We start from the raw sequence: 17,069 nt of genomic DNA, 5'->3' as shown, positions 1-17,069 counted from the left end.
TCCCGGAGTTCCGGCTCAGACCTCCGCCGGCTCCTCGGCGGGCAGGCTGTCCATGAAGGAGCTGACGGAGAACACCGCGCGGCCGGGTCCGGGCGGGCCGTAGCCGGGGGGCGAGGAGAGGCCGAAGTCGTCCATGGTCGCGCGGTACGCCTCCAGCAGCCGGATGTGGTACTCCAGCGGCGCGCCCTGCGGGTTGGCCTTGCCGAGCGGGGTGGTCGGCTCGGGGCACCAGGTGGTGAAGCGGGGCGTGATGCCGTGCGACATGAAGAAGCGCAGGCCCTCGGTGGTGGAGGCGATGGCCTCGTCGACGGTGGTGAAGCCGAAGGGCTCCGCCATCTCCACGCCGGCGACGAAGTTGGGGATGACGTTGCGGGCGCCGAAGACGTCGGCGGAGTCGAGGATCCGCCTGTGCCACTCGTCGCGGCCGACGTAGCGCTCCTTGCCGGGGCAGTACAGCTCGAACAGGCGGCGGTCCCACACCTCGAAGTTGGGATGGTAGATCTGCACGCCGTAGTCCTTGAACCGCTGCACGTCCGGCTTGGGCAGCGCCTGGGCGACGACCTTGCCGATCCAGCGGCCGGGGAAGCGCTCCTCGATGGCCCGGGCGTAGTGGCCGTAGAAGTCGGCCTCGTCGCGGCCCGCCACCTTCGACGTGATCGCGCCGCCGGTCAGGGTGTACGCGGTGGACGCCTTCTGGGTGTCGTACCGGTCGATGATCTCGAGGGCCTCGAGGACCTCCTCGACGTCCTTGACGCCGGTGTAGGGCCGGCCGGCGGCCTTGTGCTGGCGCCAGTTGTGGTTGATGTCGCAGTACTGGCACTCCTCCTTGGCGCCGAAGTACTGGCAGACCCGGAACACGGTCAGGTAGATCAGGTAGCCCCACTGGATGGTGGGGGCGACCTCCATGACGGACTTCCCGTTGGCAAGGGTGTGCCGGTAGTACTCCGGCATGGGGGGTACGCCGACGTCGGCGATGCGCCTGCCGTCGAGGTAGAGGCCGAGCATCCCGTCCTCGTTCGCGGCGACGCGGTACGGGGAGGCGGGGTTCACCCGTACGGAGACCACCGTACGGCGCAGGTCGTACGGGCCGCCGGTGAGGATGATCTCCTCCGGCGGGCGGCGCAGCGCGGCCTCGCCCAGTTCCGGCAGGGTGCCGTGGTCGAAGGAGAAGATGAAGTACGACTTCGGCTTGACCTCGCCGGCTGCCTCGTTGGCGGTATCGCTGAGGGCGGAGGGGTCGAAGGCGACGCCGCCCCGGAGCAGGTCCTCCTTGAAGACGGCCTCCCGCGGCACGTGCGGGAAACGCTCCATCAGATCCTCGACCAGCGCGGTGCGACTGCCCATCCGTATGTCTCCTCCCGGCTCAGGCGTTCACCCCTCACCGTATGCCCCCACCCCCGGCCGGACCGTGCCGGGTCCCCGCACGCCACGCGGGGGCCCGGCCGCCGGTCGCGTCGGCTCCGCCCGGTGGAGGGCCGGGCGGAGGGCGGCGGGCCCGGCGCAGCCGCTCAGGTTCCCCGTCGGGTGGAGTCGCGCAGCACCACGTGGGTGCCCAGGACCAGGTGCTGGCTCTCCGGGAGGTCGGCGCGGTGGAGGGCCAGGCGGACGGCGGCCCGGCCCAGTTCCTCCTGGGGTACGTGGACGGTGGTGAGGGACGGGTACACGTCCCTGGCCACCGGGATGTCGTCGTAGCCGGCCACCGCCACGTCGTCCGGGATGCGCCGGCCCGCCTCGCGCAGGGCCTGCACCACCCCACTGGCGATCATGTCCGTGGCGGCGAAGACCGCGCTGAACCGCTTTCCGGAGGCGAGGAGCTCCCGCGTGGCCCGGTAGCCGTACGAGCGGGAGAAGGCGCCGTCCACGATCAGCTCGGGGTCCGGGGCGAGGCCGAGGAGTTCGTGGGCGCGGGTGAAGCCCGCCAGCCGCTGGCCGCTGGTGGACAGGCCGGCGACCCGGCCGAGGTAGGCGATGCGCCGGTGGCCGCCGGAGAGCAGGTGCGTGGTGAGGGCGAAGGCACCGCCCTCGTTGTCGTAGTCGACCACCGTGGCCGGCACGCCGGGCCCGAGCGGCGGGCGGCCGACCAGGACCAGCCGGGAGCCCGCCCGGTCCAGCGCGTGCGCGAAGTGGGTCATGCGGTCCTGGTACGCCTTGTCCTCCCAGGCCCCGCCCACCACGATCACCGCGTCGGCCCGCTGCTCCCGCATGGTCTCCACGACCGCGAGGATGCGCTGCGGGTCGCCGTGCGTGGTGCACAGCATGCACAGCCGGCCCTCGGCGGAGGCCTGCTCCTCCACACCGCGGGCGATGTGGGCGTAGAACGGCCCCGTGACGTCGTCCACGACGAAGGCGACCGTGTTGTTGGTCGCGCCGCCCAGGGCGCGGGCGTGCGCGTTGACCACGTAGTCCAGCTCGCGCATCGCCTTGAGCACCTTGGCGCGGGTGGCCGTGGCCACCGGGTAGGTGCCGCCCAGCACCCGGGAGACCGTCGACGCGGAGACCCCGGCGCGCGCGGCCACGTCCCGGACGGTCGAGGTGTCCGGTCCTGCGCCCGGCTGCGCCTTCCTGGCCACTGTTCGGCTCCCCTTCCTGCTGTGTTCGGGTCACCCCGGAGGGCGGTCCGGATCCTTACGCCGCCCGCTCGAGCTGTGCCGGGTCGACGGTATGCACAAGCTCCTCGCCGGCCGACAGCCGCTCGGCTTCCTCCACCACCGTCCGCCCGAGCCGGGCCACCTCGTTGCCCTGGGAGCCGGCGAGGTGCGGGGTGATGAAGGCGCCCGGCAGCCCGAACAGCGGGGAGTCGGCGGGCAGCGGCTCGGGGTCGGTGACGTCGAGCACGGCGCTGAGCCGGCCGGTGCGCAGCTCGGCGGTCAGGGCGTCGTGGTCGACCAGGGATCCGCGCGCGGTGTTGATCAGCACCGATCCGCTGGGCATCAGGGCGAGCCGGCGCTCGTCGATCAGATGCCGGGTCTCGGGGGTCTGCGGGGCGTGCAGGCTGACGATGTCCGAGGTGCGCAGCAGGTCGTCCAGCGGCAGCAGGGGCACCCCGAGCCGGGCCGCCTCGGCCTCGTCGACGTACGGGTCGGCGAGGGTGACCCGCAGGTCGTAGGGGCGCAGGAGTTCGATCAGGCGGCGGCCGATGCGGGAGGCGCCGACGAGGCCGACCCGGCGGCCGTAGTTGCCGATGCCGGGGAGGATGTCGCCGTAGGGGAAGGTGCGGCGGGTGCGGAGCTGGTCGCGGTAGCCGAAGGCATCCTTGCCGGCCAGCAGGATCATGGCGAGCGTGTACTCGGCGACCGGCAGCGCGTTGGCGGCGGCGGCCGAGGAGACGGCGATGCCGCGCTGCCACACCTCGGGGGTGGTGAAGCCCTTGACCGAACCGGCCGCGTGCAGCACCGCGCGCAGCCTCGGGGCCGCGTCCAGGGCGGCCGGGTCCAGGCGCGGGCAGCCCCAGCCGGTGATCAGCACCTCGGTGCGGGCCAGGGTCTCCCGTACCCGGGGGTCGGCGAAGTCCTGCGCCACCAGAGTGGGATCGATTTCTACCTGCTCGCGCAGCCGTGCCAGCAGCTCGGGCGGGAAAAGGTGCGGCACGTTCTGGGCTGTCATGGCGAACATCGCCTGAGGACGCTCGGGCAAGGAAGTGGCCTTCCGGCTCGGTGACGCTGGATAGCAACCGTTCTCTACGGTAGGTCGCGCGGAATGAGAGGGTCAATGAACCAGCACTTCCGGGAGGGGCACGACAGATGACACAGGCGGCACAGCACGTCACCAACTGGGCGCGGAACATCACGTACACGGCGAAGGAGTTCCACCGCCCGGACACGCTCGAGGCCCTGCGGGCCCTGGTGGCCGGCAGCGCGCGGGTGCGGGTGCTGGGCAGCGGGCACTCCTTCAACCGGATCGCCGACCCGGGGAGCGACGGCGTGCTGCTGTCGCTGGCCGGGCTGCCGGCCCTGATCGACGTGGACGAGGCGGCCCGTACGGTGCGGGTCTCGGGCGGCGTGCGGTACGCCGAGCTGGCCCGCGCGGTGCACGCGCACGGCCTGGCGCTGCCCAACATGGCCTCGCTGCCGCACATCTCGGTGGCCGGCTCGGTGGCGACCGGCACCCATGGCTCGGGTGTCACCAACGGGTCGCTCGCGGCGCCGGTGCGGGAGGTGGAGCTGATCACGGCGGACGGCTCGACGGTGCGGATCGCGCGGGGCGGGGCCGGGTTCGAGGGGGCGGTGACCTCGCTGGGCGCGCTGGGCGTGGCGACGACGCTCACGCTGGACCTGGAGCCGGCGTACGAGGTCGAGCAGTACGTGTTCACGGAACTGCCGCTGGACGGGCTGGACTACGAGGCGGTGGCCGCGTCGGCGTACAGCGTGAGCCTGTTCACCGACTGGCGGGAGCGGGGCTTCCGGCAGGTGTGGGTCAAGCGGCGCACGGACCAGGCGCCGGTGGACTTCCCGTGGGCGCCGGCCGCGACCGAGGCGCTGCACCCGGTGCCGGGCATGCCGGCGGTGAACTGCACCGAGCAGGGCGGGGTGGCGGGGCCCTGGCACGAGCGGCTGCCGCACTTCCGGGCGGAGTTCACGCCGAGCAGCGGGGCGGAGCTGCAGTCGGAGTACCTGCTGCCGCGGCCGGCCGCCCTGGAGGCGCTGCACGCGCTCGACGGCATCCGGTCGGCGGTCTCGGGCGTCCTGCAGACCTGCGAGGTGCGCACGATCGCCGCCGACCCGCAGTGGCTCAGCCCCGCTCACGACCGGGACTCGGTGGCGCTGCACTTCACCTGGGTCGAGGACACGGCGGCGGTGCTCCCGGCGGTCCGCCGGGTCGAGGAGGCCCTGGCCCCCTTCGCCCCCCGCCCCCACTGGGGCAAGGTCTTCACCCTCCCCCCGGCGACGCTCCGGACCCTCTACCCCCGCCTCCCCGAGTTCCGCGAACTGGCGGAGTCCCTGGACCCGACGGGCAAGTTCACGAACGACTTCGTACGGGAGGTCCTGGAGGGCTGACGCCCGGGGGCCGCCTGCCCGACGCATCCGTCCACCGCAGCAGGCCGTCGGCCCGGCGGTCGGCGGTTTCGCGGCCGGGGGCGGGCCTGGCAGACTGACCGGCACAGGGGTGCCGGGGGACTTTTTCCAGCCCCTTTCCTAACCCCTTGTCGAAAGTCCCTCCCTGCCCATAGCCTGGGGCGGCGCCGTGGCCGTTCGTGTCTCGGCCTGGCCTGACGGGACGGGAGGGGCAGCTCCGTGAAGCGCACATCACGTGACATCCGCACGGCGAACCGCTACGAGGTGCTGCGCCAGATCATCGCCGAGTCTCCCACCTCCCGGCAGGAGCTGGCGGCAGCCACCGGGCTGAGCCTGGCCACCGTCGCCACCCTCGTCGGCGAGCTGCTGGACCTGCGCATGATCACGGAGGTCGGCTTCGAGGACTCCGCCGGCGGCCGCCCCCGCGGCCTGGTCGCCGTCAACGCGTCGGGGGGCGCGCTGATCGGCGTCGACATCGCGGAGACGTACGTCCACGTCGAGCTGTTCGACCTGGCGCTGGGCGTGCTCGCCCGCGCCGACGAGGACATGCGCCCCGGCGAGAGCCGCCCCGAGCAGGTGGTCGGCCATGTCGCCGCTGCCGTCGGCTCGGTGGTCGCGCAGGCCGGGATCGAGGCCGCCCGGGTGCTCGGCGTCGGCGTGAGCGTGCCGGGCCAGGTGGACCGGGACACCGGGATCGCCGAGTACGCGCCCAACTGGAACTGGCACGACGTCCCCCTGCTCGACCTGCTCTCCGAGCACATCGCCTATCCCCTGTACCTGGACAACCCGCTGCGCGCCTGCGCGGTCGCCGAGCTGTGGTTCGGGGCCGCCCGGGGACGCGGGGACGCCGTGGTGGTGAACCTCGGCACCGGCGTCGGCGCCGGTCTCGCGCTCGGCGGCGCCCTGCACCGGGGCGTGAGCAACAGCGCCGGCGAGTGGGGCCACACCACGCTCGTGCTGGACGGCCGGCTGTGCCACTGCGGCAACCACGGCTGCGTGGAGACGTACGTCGGCGCGCCCGGCATCATGCAGAACCTGCGCGAACTGAGCCCCCGGTCCACCCTGTTGCACCCCGAGGACCAGACGGCCACCATCGACGCGCTGGCCCGCGCGGTCGCCGCGGGCGACCCGGTGGCGCTCAAGGTGGTCCGGGACACCGCCCGTTACCTGGGCGCCGGGATCTCCGACCTGATCAACCTGCTCAACCCCGAAGTGGTCGTCCTCAGCAGCTGGGTGGCGTCCCGGCTGGGCGAGCCGCTGCTGGAGGAGGTGCGCGCGGCCGTCGCCCGGCACGCGCTGCGCCGGCCGCTGGCCTCCACCGAGATCGTCCTCTCCCCGATCCCCACCGACCCGGTGTCCCTCGGCGCGGCCACCTTCGCGCTGGAGGGCGCCCTGCAGTCCGTCGGGCAGAGGGCCGCCAAGCGCACCACCCCCGCAAGGAGCCGTACCGCACCGCCTTCATGACGACGGAAGGGATGCACGTGTCTCACCCCCGCACCACTCGTCCCCGCACCACTCGTCCCCGCACCGCTCGCCCCCGCTCCAGGAGATCCCTCCTGCTGACGGCCTCGGCGGCGCTGGCCGTCACGGGAGCCCTCCTCACCTCTCCGCCGGCGAGCGCCGCCGACGCCCCGGCCGCCGCCGAGGTCTCCCCGCACGCCGCCCAGACCATCGACGACATCGGCGCCTCGGGCGCCTGGTGGGTCAACGACCTCCAGCACTTCGACCCCAAGGTGCAGGCCCGGGTCGCCGAGCTGCTGTTCTCGAAGCAGGGCCTCGCCCTCAGCTCGTACCGCTACAACATCGGCGGAGGCGGCACCGGGGTCACCACACCGGCCCGCGCCCCCGAGGACTTCCTCGACCCGGACGGCTCCTACGACTGGAGCAGGGACAAGGGCGGCCGCACGTTCCTGAAGTACGCCGCGAAGTACGGCGTCAAGGACCTGATCGGCTTCGTCAACAGCGCGCCCGCCGAGTGGACGACCAACGGCAAGAGCTGCGGCGGAGAGCTGAAGGCGGAGAACGAGACGGACTTCGCCAGGTACATCGCCGACGTCACCGGCCACTTCGCGCGCCAGGGCGTCCGGCTCGACTACATCAGCCCCTTCAACGAGCCGGACAACAGCTTCGCCGACTGCGGCCAGGAGGGCATGCCGGTGCCGGTCGCCCAGCGCGACGACATCGTGCGCGCGCTCGGCGCCGAGCAGCGGGCCCGGCACCAGAAGACCGGCATCATCGCCGACGAGTCCAGCCGGACGACGCAGTTCACCAGCGAGGTCCCGCAGTGGATCGGACAGCCCGGCACCGCGCAGTACGTCTCCAAGCTGGCCCACCACACGTACGACAACCCCAATGACGGCCAGCTGGGCAATGTCTACGAGACCGCCCGGAACATCGGCAAGGCGTCCTGGGCCACCGAGATCTGCTGCTTCGGCAAGGGCTCCACGGGCTGGAACCAGGAGTACGACCCGACCATCGACAACGCCCTGCTGATGTCGAGGATCATCTACAAGGACTTCGCGAGCTCCCACGACTCCGCGTTCCAGTGGTGGGTGGCCCTGGCCGGCGGCTACGGCACCTCGCCCACGGAGAAGAACAGCCAGGGCTGGAACGACGGCCTGATCTACTACGACCCCGACTACGCCACCGACGGCAACCAGGCCCTGTACTTCACCAAGCGGTACTACGCGCTCGGCCAGTACAGCAAGTTCGTCCGGCCGGGCTCGGTCGCGCACAACGTGACCGGCGCGCCGAGCGGCGTGGAGGTGTCGGCGTACCACCGGGACGGCCGCTGGGTGGTCGTGGTCAACAACCACAACACCACCGACACGGCGCTGAACCTGCACTTCAACAGCAGTGCGCCGGTGCGCGCGGGCAAGGCCGTGCGCACTTCGGCCACCGAGGACTGGGCGAACGTCGCGAAGCCCGCGGTGCGCGGCGGCACGCTGTCCACGACCCTCGCCGCCCGCTCCGTCACGACGTACGTCCTCGACGGGAAGGGCCGTGGCACGACGGCGGTCACGGGCGCCTGGAAGGGGCAGCAGTCCGGCAAGTGCCTGACGGCAAACGCCTCGGGCGCCGCGATCAGCGGCTGCACGGGCGGGGCCGAGCAGGCGTGGTCGTACGCCGCGAACGGCACGCTGAGGGGCGCGAACGGCTATCTGACGGCCGGCGCCTCGGGTCTGACGACGACGCCGACCGCGACCGGTGACGGCACCCAGCGCTGGCTGCTGAACGGCAACGGGCAGATCGTCAACGAGGCGTCCGGCATGTGCCTGGACGTCAGCGGGCAGGCGACGGCCGAGGGCAGCAAGGTGATCGCCTACAGCTGCAACGGCGGCGCCAACGAGGCCTGGTCCAGGCAGTAGTCCAGGAGCCTCCCTCCGACCGAGGGCCCGCCGGCCTCATCCCTGACCCGGCGGCCCTCACCCCCTTTCCCCCGACCCGCGTTCGGGATCCCGAACCATAGACAACGCTTTCAGCAGGCTTCGTCCAACCCCTTGCCGAAGGCTTAGCCGAAGGTTAACGTCCCGGCACCACATGGCAATTCGAGCCACCTGGCTCACGAGGCGCTTGAGCCGCTGCCGCACTCGATCAGACAAAGGACGTCAGCATGTCGGCACTGAGCAGCAACTGGGACCGCCGATCGATCTTCCGGGCCGCCGCGGGCCTGGCCGCCGCCGGCACGCTCTCCGCGTGCGGCGGCAACAACGGACGTGGGGGCGGGTCTGGTTCGGGCAAGCAGCTCACCCAGATGTTCCATGCCTACGGCGAGGCGGGCACGGAGCAGGCGATCAAGCGGTACGCCGCCGCCTACAAGGACGCCAACGTGACCACGCAGTGGATCACCAGCGCCGACTACGAGAGCAAGCTGTTCGCCACGCTGCTCACCAAGAACGCGCCCGACCTGTTCGAGTTCCACCCGCAGATCCAGATGGTCAAGAGCGGCCAGGTCGCGGACCTGAGCGACATCGTCGACCCGGTCAAGGACGACTTCAACCCGGCCGACATCAAGTCGCACACGGTCGACGGGAAGATATACGGCGTCCGGATGATCGACGACCCGCAGTTCTTCTTCTACCGGCCCTCGCTCTTCAAGAAGGCCGGCGTGAAGGTCCCGGAGACCCTCGACGAGCTGATCGAGGCGGCCGCCAAGCTCACCACCGGCAAGGTCAAGGGCCTCTACCTCGGCAACGACCTGCACGCGATCGTCAACCCGCTGATCTGGTCCGCCGGCGCCGACACCCTCGACGACAAGAACCAGATCGCGTACCACACCCCCGAGGTCGTCGAGGGCCTGAAGAAGATGCGGAAGCTCTTCACCAGCGGCCACCTGCTCCTCGGCGCCCCGACCGACTTCTGGGACCCGTCCTCGCTCACCCAGGGCCTGTGCGCCATCCAGTTCTGCGGCATGTGGGCCATGCCGCAGTTCCAGAAGGCGCTCGGCGACGACCTCGGGATCTTCCCGTTCCCGAAGACCGTCGACTCGGGCAAGCCGTCGGTCTACAACGGCGGCTGGTCGATGTTCGTCAACGCCAAGGGCAAGGACGTCGACGCGGCCAAGGAGTACGTGAAGTGGCTGTGGATCGACCAGAAGAAGTACCAGGAGGACTGGGCGACCTCGTACGGCTTCCACATCCCGCCGCGCACCTCGATCGCCGCCTCCGCCGCCAAGCTCAAGTCGGGCCTGCCGGCCGAGGGCGTCAAGCTCTTCAACCAGTACGGCCACTTCGACAACATCGGCTGGACGCAGGCGATGATCCAGGCCTCGTGGGACGTCGTCGCGAACTGCGTGCGCAAGTCCGGTGACCCGGAGAAGGCCCTCGACGCGTGTGACAAGACGGTCAACCGCGAGCTCAAGAAGCTCTTCGGATAGGCCGCCGGACGGACCACGACATGTCGACGACCACGACGCGCGACCTCGCGAGCCCCGCCCCGGCGAAGCCCTCACCGGCCAAGCCGCGGGGGGGCCTGCGGGGCAGCCGCACCCTCAACTTCTGGCTCTTCTCCGCCCCGTTCCTCATCGGGCTGGTCATCTTCATCTACGTGCCGATCGGCTGGAGCGTCTACCTCAGCTTCTTCGACGCCCGGTTCACCGTCACGCCGGACAAGTTCATCGGCCTCGACAACTACACCTACATGCTGACGGATCCCAAGTTCGTCGGCTCGCTCGGCACCTTCACCGTGTTCGCCGCGTTCATCGTGCCCATCACCTGGGCGGTGTCGCTGGGCCTCGCCCTGCTGGTGAACCGGCTGCATTTCATGCGGGCGTTCTTCCGGTCGGTGTTCTTCCTGCCGACCGCGTGCTCGTACGTCGCCGCGTCGCTGATCTGGAAGATGTCCCTCTTCAGCGGCGTCCGCTTCGGCCTGATGAACACGATCCTCGACTGGTTCGGGATCGACAACATCGCCTGGCTGGCCTCCCCCAGCCCGCCCTGGTACTGGCTGGTCATCGTCACGGCCCGGCTGTGGCTGCAGTCCGGCTTCTACATGATCCTCTTCCTGGCGGCGCTGCAGAACATCCCGGCCGAGCTGTACGAGGCGGCCGCCATCGACGGCGCCAAGTCGGGCTGGCAGACCTTCCGGTACATCACCCTGCCCCAGCTGCGGGCCACGTCCACCGCCGTGATCCTGCTGCTGCTCATCGCGGCCTACCAGGCCTTCGACGAGTTCTACAACCTGCTCGACAAGACGACCTGGGGCCGGCCTCCGCTGGTCGAGCTGTACTACACCGCTCTGGGCACGGAGCAGGACTACGGCGCCGGCAGCGCGGGAGCCGTAGTCCTGACCCTGCTGATCATCATCGTCTCCCTGTTCCAGGGCAAGATCATGGGCTTCGGAAGGGGGGACGAGTCCAAGTGACCGCCACCACGCCCGACATCCGCAAGAGCAAGCCCCGCGGCCCCCGGCGCGGCGGGGTCATGGGCAACACCGGCCTCTACATCGCCACCGGTGCCGCCACCTTCCTCTTCCTGATCCCGTTCTACGTCCTCGTCCGCAACGCCCTGTCCACGGACGCCGCGATCACCGGCGAGCACTGGGAGTTCTTCCCCACGCACCTGCAGTGGGGCAACGTCGGTGAGCTGTTCGACGACCAGCAGGTGGACTTCGCCCAGTCGCTGTGGAACTCGCTGGTCGTCGCCGTCTCCATGACCGTCGGCATCCTGCTGGTGTGCTCCCTGGCCGGCTACGCCCTGGCGCGCATCCCGTACCGGCACGCCAACAAGATCTTCTACCTCGTCCTCGGGACCCTGATGGTCCCGACCTCGGTGACCTTCGTACCGAGCTTCGTGCTGGTCTCGTCGCTCGGCTGGGTGGACACCTACCGGGGTCTGATCATCCCGGGGCTGTTCAGTGGTTTCACCTGCTTCCTCTTCCGGCAGTACTTCCTGGGGTTCCCCAAGGAGCTGGAGGAGGCGGCACGCGTGGACGGGCTCGGCTACTGGGGCGCCTACTGGCGTGTCGTCGTACCGAACTCGCTGAACTTCTTCGCGGCCATGGCCACCATCACCTTCATCAACGGCTGGAACGCCTTCCTGTGGCCGCTGGTCATCGGCCAGGACCCCGGCTCGTGGACCGTCCAGGTCGCGCTCTCGTCGTACATGACCAACCAGACGGTCGTGTTCCACACGATCTTCATGGCCACCGCCATTTCCATCCTGCCCCTGGTGTTCGTCTTCCTCTTCCTCCAGCGCTGGCTGGTCCAGGGGATCGCGCAGACCGGCATCAAGGGCTGACGCCTCTCTCAGTACCTGGAGACCGATGACTTTCCGCACCACCACCGACTATGTCGAGGACGTCGCGCCCGGCGACGGCGCCCTGCCGCCCCGCGCCTGGTACCCGTCCTCGGACGCCAGTTCCCTCTCGTTGAACGGCACATGGCGCCTGAGAGTGTCCGCCACGGCCGACGCGCAGGACGACTCCTTCGCACGGGAGGGCTACGACGCCGGTGACTGGGCGGAGGTCGCGGTCCCCGGCCACTGGGTCCTCCAGGGGCACGGCTCCCCCCTGTACACCAACCATCTCTACCCGTTCCCGGTCGACCCGCCGCGCGTGCCGACCGAGAACCCGACCGGCGACCACCTGCGCGTCTTCGACCTGCCCGCGGACTGGCCCGACCTCGCCGAGGGCGGGGCGGTGCTCCGCTTCGACGGGGTGGAGTCCTGCGCGCGGGTGTGGCTGAACGGCACGGAGCTGGGCCAGTTCAAGGGCTCCCGGCTGCCGCACGAGTTCGCGGTCGGCCATCTGCTGAAGCCCGCCGGCAACGTCCTCGCGGTCCGTGTCCACCAGTGGTCGGCCGGCTCCTACCTGGAGGACCAGGACCAGTGGTGGCTGCCGGGCATCTTCCGGGACGTCACCCTGCTGCACCGCCCGGCGGGCTGCGCCCTGGACTTCTTCGTGCACGCCTCCTACGACCACGTGAGCGGCGCGGGCACCCTGCGCGTCGACTCCGACGTCGACGGCCGGGTGGCCGTGCCGGAGCTCGGCATCGACACCCCGACCGGCGAGCCGGTGACGGTGCCGGTCGAGCCGTGGTCGGCGGAGACGCCGAGGCTGTACGACGGTGTGCTGGCCACCGAGGGCGAGCGGATCCCGCTGCGCATCGGCTTCCGCACGGTGGAGCTGTCGGACGGGCTGATCAAGGTGAACGGAAAGGCGGTGCTCTTCAAGGGCGTCAACCGGCACGAGTGGCACCCCGAGCGCGGCCGGGCGCTGGATCGGGACACCATGCGCGAGGACGTGCTGCTGATGAAGCGGCACAACATCAACGCCGTGCGCACCTCCCACTACCCGCCGCACCCGGCCTTCCTCGACCTGTGCGACGAGTTGGGCCTGTGGGTGATCGACGAGTGCGACCTGGAGACCCACGGCTTCACCGAGCAGGGCTGGCGGGACAACCCCGTCGACGACGACCGCTGGACCCCGGCCCTCCTGGACCGAGCCGCCCGCATGGTCGAGCGGGACAAGAACCACCCCTCGGTGGTCATCTGGTCCCTCGGCAACGAGGCCGGCACCGGCCGGGGTCTGACCGCGATGGCCGAGTGGATGCACGGCCGGGACTCCTCCCGGCCGGTGCACTACGAGGGGGACCTCAACTGCCGTGACACGGACCTCTACTCGCGGATGTACGCCAGCCACGCCGAGTGCGAGGAGATCGGCAAGGAGCTGGACGGCGGCACTCTGAAGCGCCGCGGACTCCCCTTCATCCTGTGCGAGTACGCCCACGCCATGGGCAACGGTCCCGGCGGACTCGCCGAATACCAGCGGCTGTTCGAGACCTACGACCGGCTCCAGGGCGGCTTCGTCTGGGAGTGGATCGACCACGGCATCAAGGACGAGCGGTTCGGCTACGCCTACGGCGGCGACTTCGGCGAGGAGCTGCACGACGGCAACTTCGTCTGCGACGGCCTGCTCTTCCCCGACCGGCAGCCCTCCCCCGGCCTGGTCGAGTACAAGAAGGTGATCGAGCCGGTCGCCATCGTGGGCGACGGCACCGGCGGCAGCGTCCGCATCACCAACAAGTACGACTTCGCCGACCTGTCGGCGCTCGCGTTCACCTGGTCCTACGAGGTGAACGGCGAGCCGGTCGAGACGGGCGCGCTGACCGTGCCCGCGCTCGCGCCCGGCGAGTCGGCCGAGGTCAAGCTGCCCGAGCCGCCCGTCGCCACCGCCGCCGGCGAGGCCCACTGGACGGTCCGGGCACGGCTCGCCGCCGACACCCCCTGGGCGCCGAAGGACCACGTCATCGCCTGGGGCCAGTTCGCCGTGGCCGCCCGTCAGGTGCCGTCGGTCGCGGCGACCGACGGTCCGGTGCTCGGCGACGGCCTGATCACCCTCGGCCCGGCCTCCTTCGACGCCCGCACCGGCGCGTTGCGTACCGTCGGCGGGGTGGCCGTCGACGGGCTGCGGCTGGATGTGTGGCGGGCCACCACCGACAACGACGACGGCGCCGAGTGGCAGACCGACATCCGCCACGGTCTGCTGTGGCGCAAGCTCGGCCTGCACCGGATGCGGCACCGGCTCGACGCGGTGGAACTCGGCGACGACGCGCTCACCGTGCGGACCCGGGTGGCCCCGGCCGCCTGGGAGATCGGCCTCGCGGCCGTGTACCGCTGGACGTCGGACGGCAACCGGCTGCGGCTGACCGTGTCCGTGCGGCCGGAGGGCGACTGGACCGTGCCGCTGCCCCGGCTCGGCATCCGGTTCGCGCTGTCCGCGGCCGACCAGGTGCAGTGGTACGGCGGCGGGCCGGGCGAGGCGTATCCGGACAGCAGGCTGGCGTCCGCGGTCGGCCGCTGGCAGTCGACCGTCGACGGCCTGCAGACCCCCTACGTCCGTCCGCAGGAGAACGGCGCCCGCGCCGACGTCCGCTGGGCCGAGCTGGGCGGGCTGCGCATCGAGGGCGACCCGGAGTTCTTCCTCACCGCGCGCCGCTGGACCACCGAGCAACTGGACGCGGCCACCCACCGCACCGACCTCACCCCGGGCGACGCGGTCTGGGTCAACCTCGACCACGGCCAGCACGGCCTGGGCACCGCCTCCTGCGGCCCCGGCCCCCTCCCGCAGTACTACCTGCGGGCGGAGCCGACGCAGTTCTCCTTCGTGTTCTCGGAGACGGGTGCTGCGCAGACGGCCCGTAACTCCACCTCCGCGGAGGCCGTTTGACCGGCGCTGTCCTGACCGACCCCGCGGCCGGCCGGCGGCTGTTCTCCCGGCCGGCCGCGGTCTCGTCGTGCGTGGGGCCCGTCCTCGTCGGCCGCTGGCGGTCGGGGCGTACTTCCCGGCGGCCGTCCTGACCGGCCACGGCCACAGCACCGGGGCGCGCCCGTACTGGCAGGCGGCCGCCTCCCCGCTGCTCGGCGTCCTGGCGTACCTGGCCGCGCGGCTGCTGTGGCGGTGGAGCCTCGGGCACTGCACCGGGGTGAACGGCTGACACCCGCGGGACGCTTCCTAGACCCTCTAGGTTCTGGCTATCCTAGGGCTCCTAGGTTTCAGATGCGCGGGTGGTTGGGAAAGGGGGCCCGATGCCCCGAGCCGGGCTGACAGCGGACCGTATCGTCGCGGCCGCGGCCGAACTCGCCGACGAGGCGGGGTTCGAGCACGTGAGCCTGTCCGCGCTGGCCCGGCACTTCGGGGTGAAGGACGCGAGCCTGTACTCGCACGTCCGCGGCCTGAGCGATCTGCGCACCCGGCTCGCGCTGTACGCCGGCGGGGAGCTGATCGAGCGGATCGCGGTGGCCGTCGCCGACCGGACGGGCAAGGAGGCGCTGGCCGCCTTCGCGGGCGCCTACCGGGCCTACGCCCTGAGCCACCCCGGCCGGTACGCGGCCACCCAGATCCGCATCGACCAGTCCCTGATCGTGGACTCCCCCGCCCTGCGCCGCACCGCCGAGATCACCTACGGCATGCTCGGCGCGTACGGGCTGGAGGAGCCGGACCTGACGGACGCCGTACGTCTGCTGCGCAGCACCTTCCACGGCTACTGCGCCCTGGAGTCGGCGGGCGGCTTCGGCGCGGCCCGGGACGTCCGGGCGTCCTGGGACAAGGCGGTGGAAGCCCTGCACACGACCCTCACCCACTGGCCCCGCGAGCCGCAGGGCGCGCCGTAGCGTACGGCCGGATGGCCGGGGCCCCGGTCGCCTCACTCCCCGCGTTCGGCCGCGCTGCGCTCCACACAGAACTCATTGCCCTCGGGATCGGCGAGCAGCGCCCACCCGGTCCCGTCGGCGTTGCGCCGGTCGGCGACCAGCGTCGCCCCGAGGCCGAGCAGCCGCTCGACCTCCTCGTCCCGGCTGCGGTCCTGCGGCTGCAGATCGAGATGCACCCGGTTCTTGACGGTCTTGGCCTCCGGCACGGCGACGAACAGCAGACCCGCCCCCTCGATCAGCGCCGCCGGGTCCCCGGGGTGATCGTCCTCGTGCAGCGGCAACTCCAGCACACGGGACCAGAAGCTGCCGAGGGCATGGGGGTCGGCGCAGTCCACCGTCACATGCCGGATCCTGGAAGCCATACGGGGATTCTCCTGACCTCACCGCACGCAGGGCAAGGCAACCCCAGCGGCACGCTCTGCTCTTCGGGCCTCTTCGGCCGCGGGGGAAATGCCGTTGCCCTCCTCCCGGGCCCGGTTCGACACTGAGCCCATGCTCGGATTCGCCAGAACCGACAACGAAGCCCTCGTCTCCTGCCTGGGCGACCCGCAGCGCGCCGTCGCCGCCCACCGCGCCCTGCTCCGGCGCGGCCACGACGCGACGAGCGCCATCCGCGCCGGCCTTCGCCACGAGAACCCGGCAGTCCGCGAGGGCTGCTGCCGCCTCCTCGACCATCTGGTCGACACCGACTCCATGGACGCGCTCGTCACCATGGCCGAGGACCCCGACGCCCGGGTCAGGATCGCGGCCTTCCACGCCCTCGCCTGCGACCGGTGCAAGGGCGACACCTGCGCACCAGGCGCGGACCGCGTCCTCGAACCCGCCCTGAGCCACCTGGCCCACGACCCGGACCCGCATGTCCGCGCCATGGCCGCCGAACTCGTCGGCAAGTTCGCCCACACCGATGCCCGCGCCCTCACCGCGCTGCGGACATCGCACACCCATGACCCGAGCCCGGCGGTCCGCAAGAAGACCGGCTGGTACATCCCCGGCGGAACCATCTACGCACGCACCGCGCCGGGCGGCCACGGGTGACGGGGCCACCACCACCCACTCGTGATAGTGATCGCCCGGCTCACCCGGTGAAGGGCGGGCCCATCCGCTCCACCATCCGGTCCACGACCGAGGCCGGCAGTGCCGGGTTCCGAGCGGCTGTTTCCGCTGCGCCGGTGCGCAGGAGCCAGGTCAGGAGCCGGGCCGGGAGGTGCGGGTGGCGGGCTGCCGCGCCGCGGATGTGTTCGCGGGGGTCCTCCAGGAGGCGGGCGGCGGCAGCCGGCGACAGACGCGGGTCGACGGCCGCGCGGTAGCGCACCTCCGCGTCGGCATCACGGGCGCAGCGTTCGACCGGGCCGGGCGTGGACTCGGGTGCCGAGTCCACACCCACCGCAGCAGGTGTGGTTGAGCGCGC

14 protein-coding genes and 1 pseudogene are annotated in these 17,069 nt (G+C 71.4%); 10 read left to right on the top strand and 5 right to left on the bottom strand.

Annotated features, from left to right (window positions below; genetic code table 11):
* Window positions 1-15: 15 nt before the first annotated feature.
* The 3 genes from ACZ404_RS12500 to ACZ404_RS12490 all read right to left on the bottom strand — a co-directional run bounded on the left by ACZ404_RS12500 (window position 16) and on the right by ACZ404_RS12490 (window position 3,633).
* Window positions 16-1,344, bottom strand: coding sequence for a radical SAM protein (locus ACZ404_RS12500; RefSeq protein WP_468438823.1), 1,329 nt, complete (start codon window positions 1,342-1,344; stop codon window positions 16-18).
* A gap of 164 nt (window positions 1,345-1,508) precedes the next feature.
* On the bottom strand, window positions 1,509-2,570 hold the full coding sequence (locus ACZ404_RS12495; RefSeq protein ID WP_468438821.1) for a LacI family DNA-binding transcriptional regulator: 1,062 nt from the start codon (window positions 2,568-2,570) through the stop codon (window positions 1,509-1,511).
* Window positions 2,571-2,625: 55 nt separating this feature from the next.
* The gene (locus tag ACZ404_RS12490) at window positions 2,626-3,633 is read right to left on the bottom strand and encodes a hydroxyacid dehydrogenase (protein ID WP_468438819.1); all 1,008 of its coding nucleotides are present in this window, start codon (window positions 3,631-3,633) and stop codon (window positions 2,626-2,628) included.
* Between the two features lie 107 nt (window positions 3,634-3,740).
* On the opposite strand from ACZ404_RS12490, the gene ACZ404_RS12485 reads away from it, so the two are divergent.
* The 9 genes and pseudogenes from ACZ404_RS12485 (at window position 3,741) to ACZ404_RS12445 (ending at window position 15,622) form a co-directional block, all read left to right on the top strand.
* The gene (locus tag ACZ404_RS12485; RefSeq protein ID WP_468438817.1) at window positions 3,741-4,994 is read left to right on the top strand and encodes an FAD-binding protein; all 1,254 of its coding nucleotides are present in this window, start codon (window positions 3,741-3,743) and stop codon (window positions 4,992-4,994) included.
* Between the two features lie 237 nt (window positions 4,995-5,231).
* Complete coding sequence (locus ACZ404_RS12480; RefSeq protein ID WP_468438815.1) at window positions 5,232-6,476, top strand: ROK family transcriptional regulator; 1,245 nt, start codon at window positions 5,232-5,234, stop codon at window positions 6,474-6,476.
* A gap of 11 nt (window positions 6,477-6,487) precedes the next feature.
* On the top strand, window positions 6,488-8,380 hold the full coding sequence (locus ACZ404_RS12475) for a glycoside hydrolase (protein ID WP_468438813.1): 1,893 nt from the start codon (window positions 6,488-6,490) through the stop codon (window positions 8,378-8,380).
* A 245-nt stretch (window positions 8,381-8,625) separates the two neighbouring features.
* On the top strand, window positions 8,626-9,888 hold the full coding sequence (locus tag ACZ404_RS12470; RefSeq protein ID WP_468438811.1) for an ABC transporter substrate-binding protein: 1,263 nt from the start codon (window positions 8,626-8,628) through the stop codon (window positions 9,886-9,888).
* 20 nt (window positions 9,889-9,908) lie between these two features.
* Window positions 9,909-10,874, top strand: a complete 966-nt coding sequence (locus ACZ404_RS12465; RefSeq protein ID WP_468438809.1) for a carbohydrate ABC transporter permease — start codon at window positions 9,909-9,911, stop codon at window positions 10,872-10,874.
* The gene (locus tag ACZ404_RS12460; RefSeq protein WP_468438807.1) at window positions 10,871-11,749 is read left to right on the top strand and encodes a carbohydrate ABC transporter permease; all 879 of its coding nucleotides are present in this window, start codon (window positions 10,871-10,873) and stop codon (window positions 11,747-11,749) included. The genes ACZ404_RS12465 and ACZ404_RS12460 overlap by 4 nt, the downstream gene beginning before the upstream one ends.
* Before the next feature lie 25 nt (window positions 11,750-11,774).
* Window positions 11,775-14,678, top strand: coding sequence for a glycoside hydrolase family 2 TIM barrel-domain containing protein (locus ACZ404_RS12455; RefSeq protein WP_468438805.1), 2,904 nt, complete (start codon window positions 11,775-11,777; stop codon window positions 14,676-14,678).
* Between the two features lie 31 nt (window positions 14,679-14,709).
* A pseudogene (locus ACZ404_RS12450) lies at window positions 14,710-14,946 on the top strand (ABC transporter permease); the annotation flags it as partial.
* Between the two features lie 91 nt (window positions 14,947-15,037).
* Window positions 15,038-15,622 (top strand): TetR/AcrR family transcriptional regulator, encoded by a 585-nt coding sequence (locus ACZ404_RS12445; RefSeq protein ID WP_468438803.1) that lies wholly within the window; start codon window positions 15,038-15,040, stop codon window positions 15,620-15,622.
* Between the two features lie 32 nt (window positions 15,623-15,654).
* On the opposite strand, the gene ACZ404_RS12440 is transcribed toward ACZ404_RS12445, so the two are convergent.
* Complete coding sequence (locus tag ACZ404_RS12440) at window positions 15,655-16,023, bottom strand: VOC family protein (protein WP_468438801.1); 369 nt, start codon at window positions 16,021-16,023, stop codon at window positions 15,655-15,657.
* Window positions 16,024-16,153: 130 nt separating this feature from the next.
* Here ACZ404_RS12440 and ACZ404_RS12435 point away from each other — a divergent pair, with 130 nt between their 5' ends.
* Entirely contained in the window at window positions 16,154-16,696 is a 543-nt protein-coding gene (locus ACZ404_RS12435) for a HEAT repeat domain-containing protein (RefSeq protein WP_468438799.1), read from the top strand.
* Between the two features lie 40 nt (window positions 16,697-16,736).
* On the opposite strand, the gene ACZ404_RS12430 is transcribed toward ACZ404_RS12435, so the two are convergent.
* Complete coding sequence (locus tag ACZ404_RS12430; RefSeq protein ID WP_468438797.1) at window positions 16,737-17,045, bottom strand: hypothetical protein; 309 nt, start codon at window positions 17,043-17,045, stop codon at window positions 16,737-16,739.
* Window positions 17,046-17,069: the final 24 nt, after the last annotated feature.

The organism is Streptomyces sp. NPDC030798 (assembly GCF_055572275.1).
Note: the sequence above shows the minus strand (reverse complement) of the source record. Positions and strands in the feature narration are given on the sequence as shown.

What these genes read in the sequence shown, in the direction of transcription:
- ACZ404_RS12500 (WP_468438823.1), bottom strand. Translation starts at nt 1,344, where the DNA reads ATGGGCAGTCGCACCGCGCTGGTCGAGGATCTGATGGAGCGTTTCCCG.
- ACZ404_RS12485 (WP_468438817.1), top strand. Translation starts at nt 3,741, where the DNA reads ATGACACAGGCGGCACAGCACGTCACCAACTGGGCGCGGAACATCACG.
- ACZ404_RS12475 (WP_468438813.1), top strand. Translation starts at nt 6,488, where the DNA reads ATGCACGTGTCTCACCCCCGCACCACTCGTCCCCGCACCACTCGTCCC.
- ACZ404_RS12470 (WP_468438811.1), top strand. Translation starts at nt 8,626, where the DNA reads ATGTCGGCACTGAGCAGCAACTGGGACCGCCGATCGATCTTCCGGGCC.
- ACZ404_RS12465 (WP_468438809.1), top strand. Translation starts at nt 9,909, where the DNA reads ATGTCGACGACCACGACGCGCGACCTCGCGAGCCCCGCCCCGGCGAAG.
- ACZ404_RS12455 (WP_468438805.1), top strand. Translation starts at nt 11,775, where the DNA reads ATGACTTTCCGCACCACCACCGACTATGTCGAGGACGTCGCGCCCGGC.
- ACZ404_RS12445 (WP_468438803.1), top strand. Translation starts at nt 15,038, where the DNA reads ATGCCCCGAGCCGGGCTGACAGCGGACCGTATCGTCGCGGCCGCGGCC.
- ACZ404_RS12440 (WP_468438801.1), bottom strand. Translation starts at nt 16,023, where the DNA reads ATGGCTTCCAGGATCCGGCATGTGACGGTGGACTGCGCCGACCCCCAT.
- ACZ404_RS12435 (WP_468438799.1), top strand. Translation starts at nt 16,154, where the DNA reads ATGCTCGGATTCGCCAGAACCGACAACGAAGCCCTCGTCTCCTGCCTG.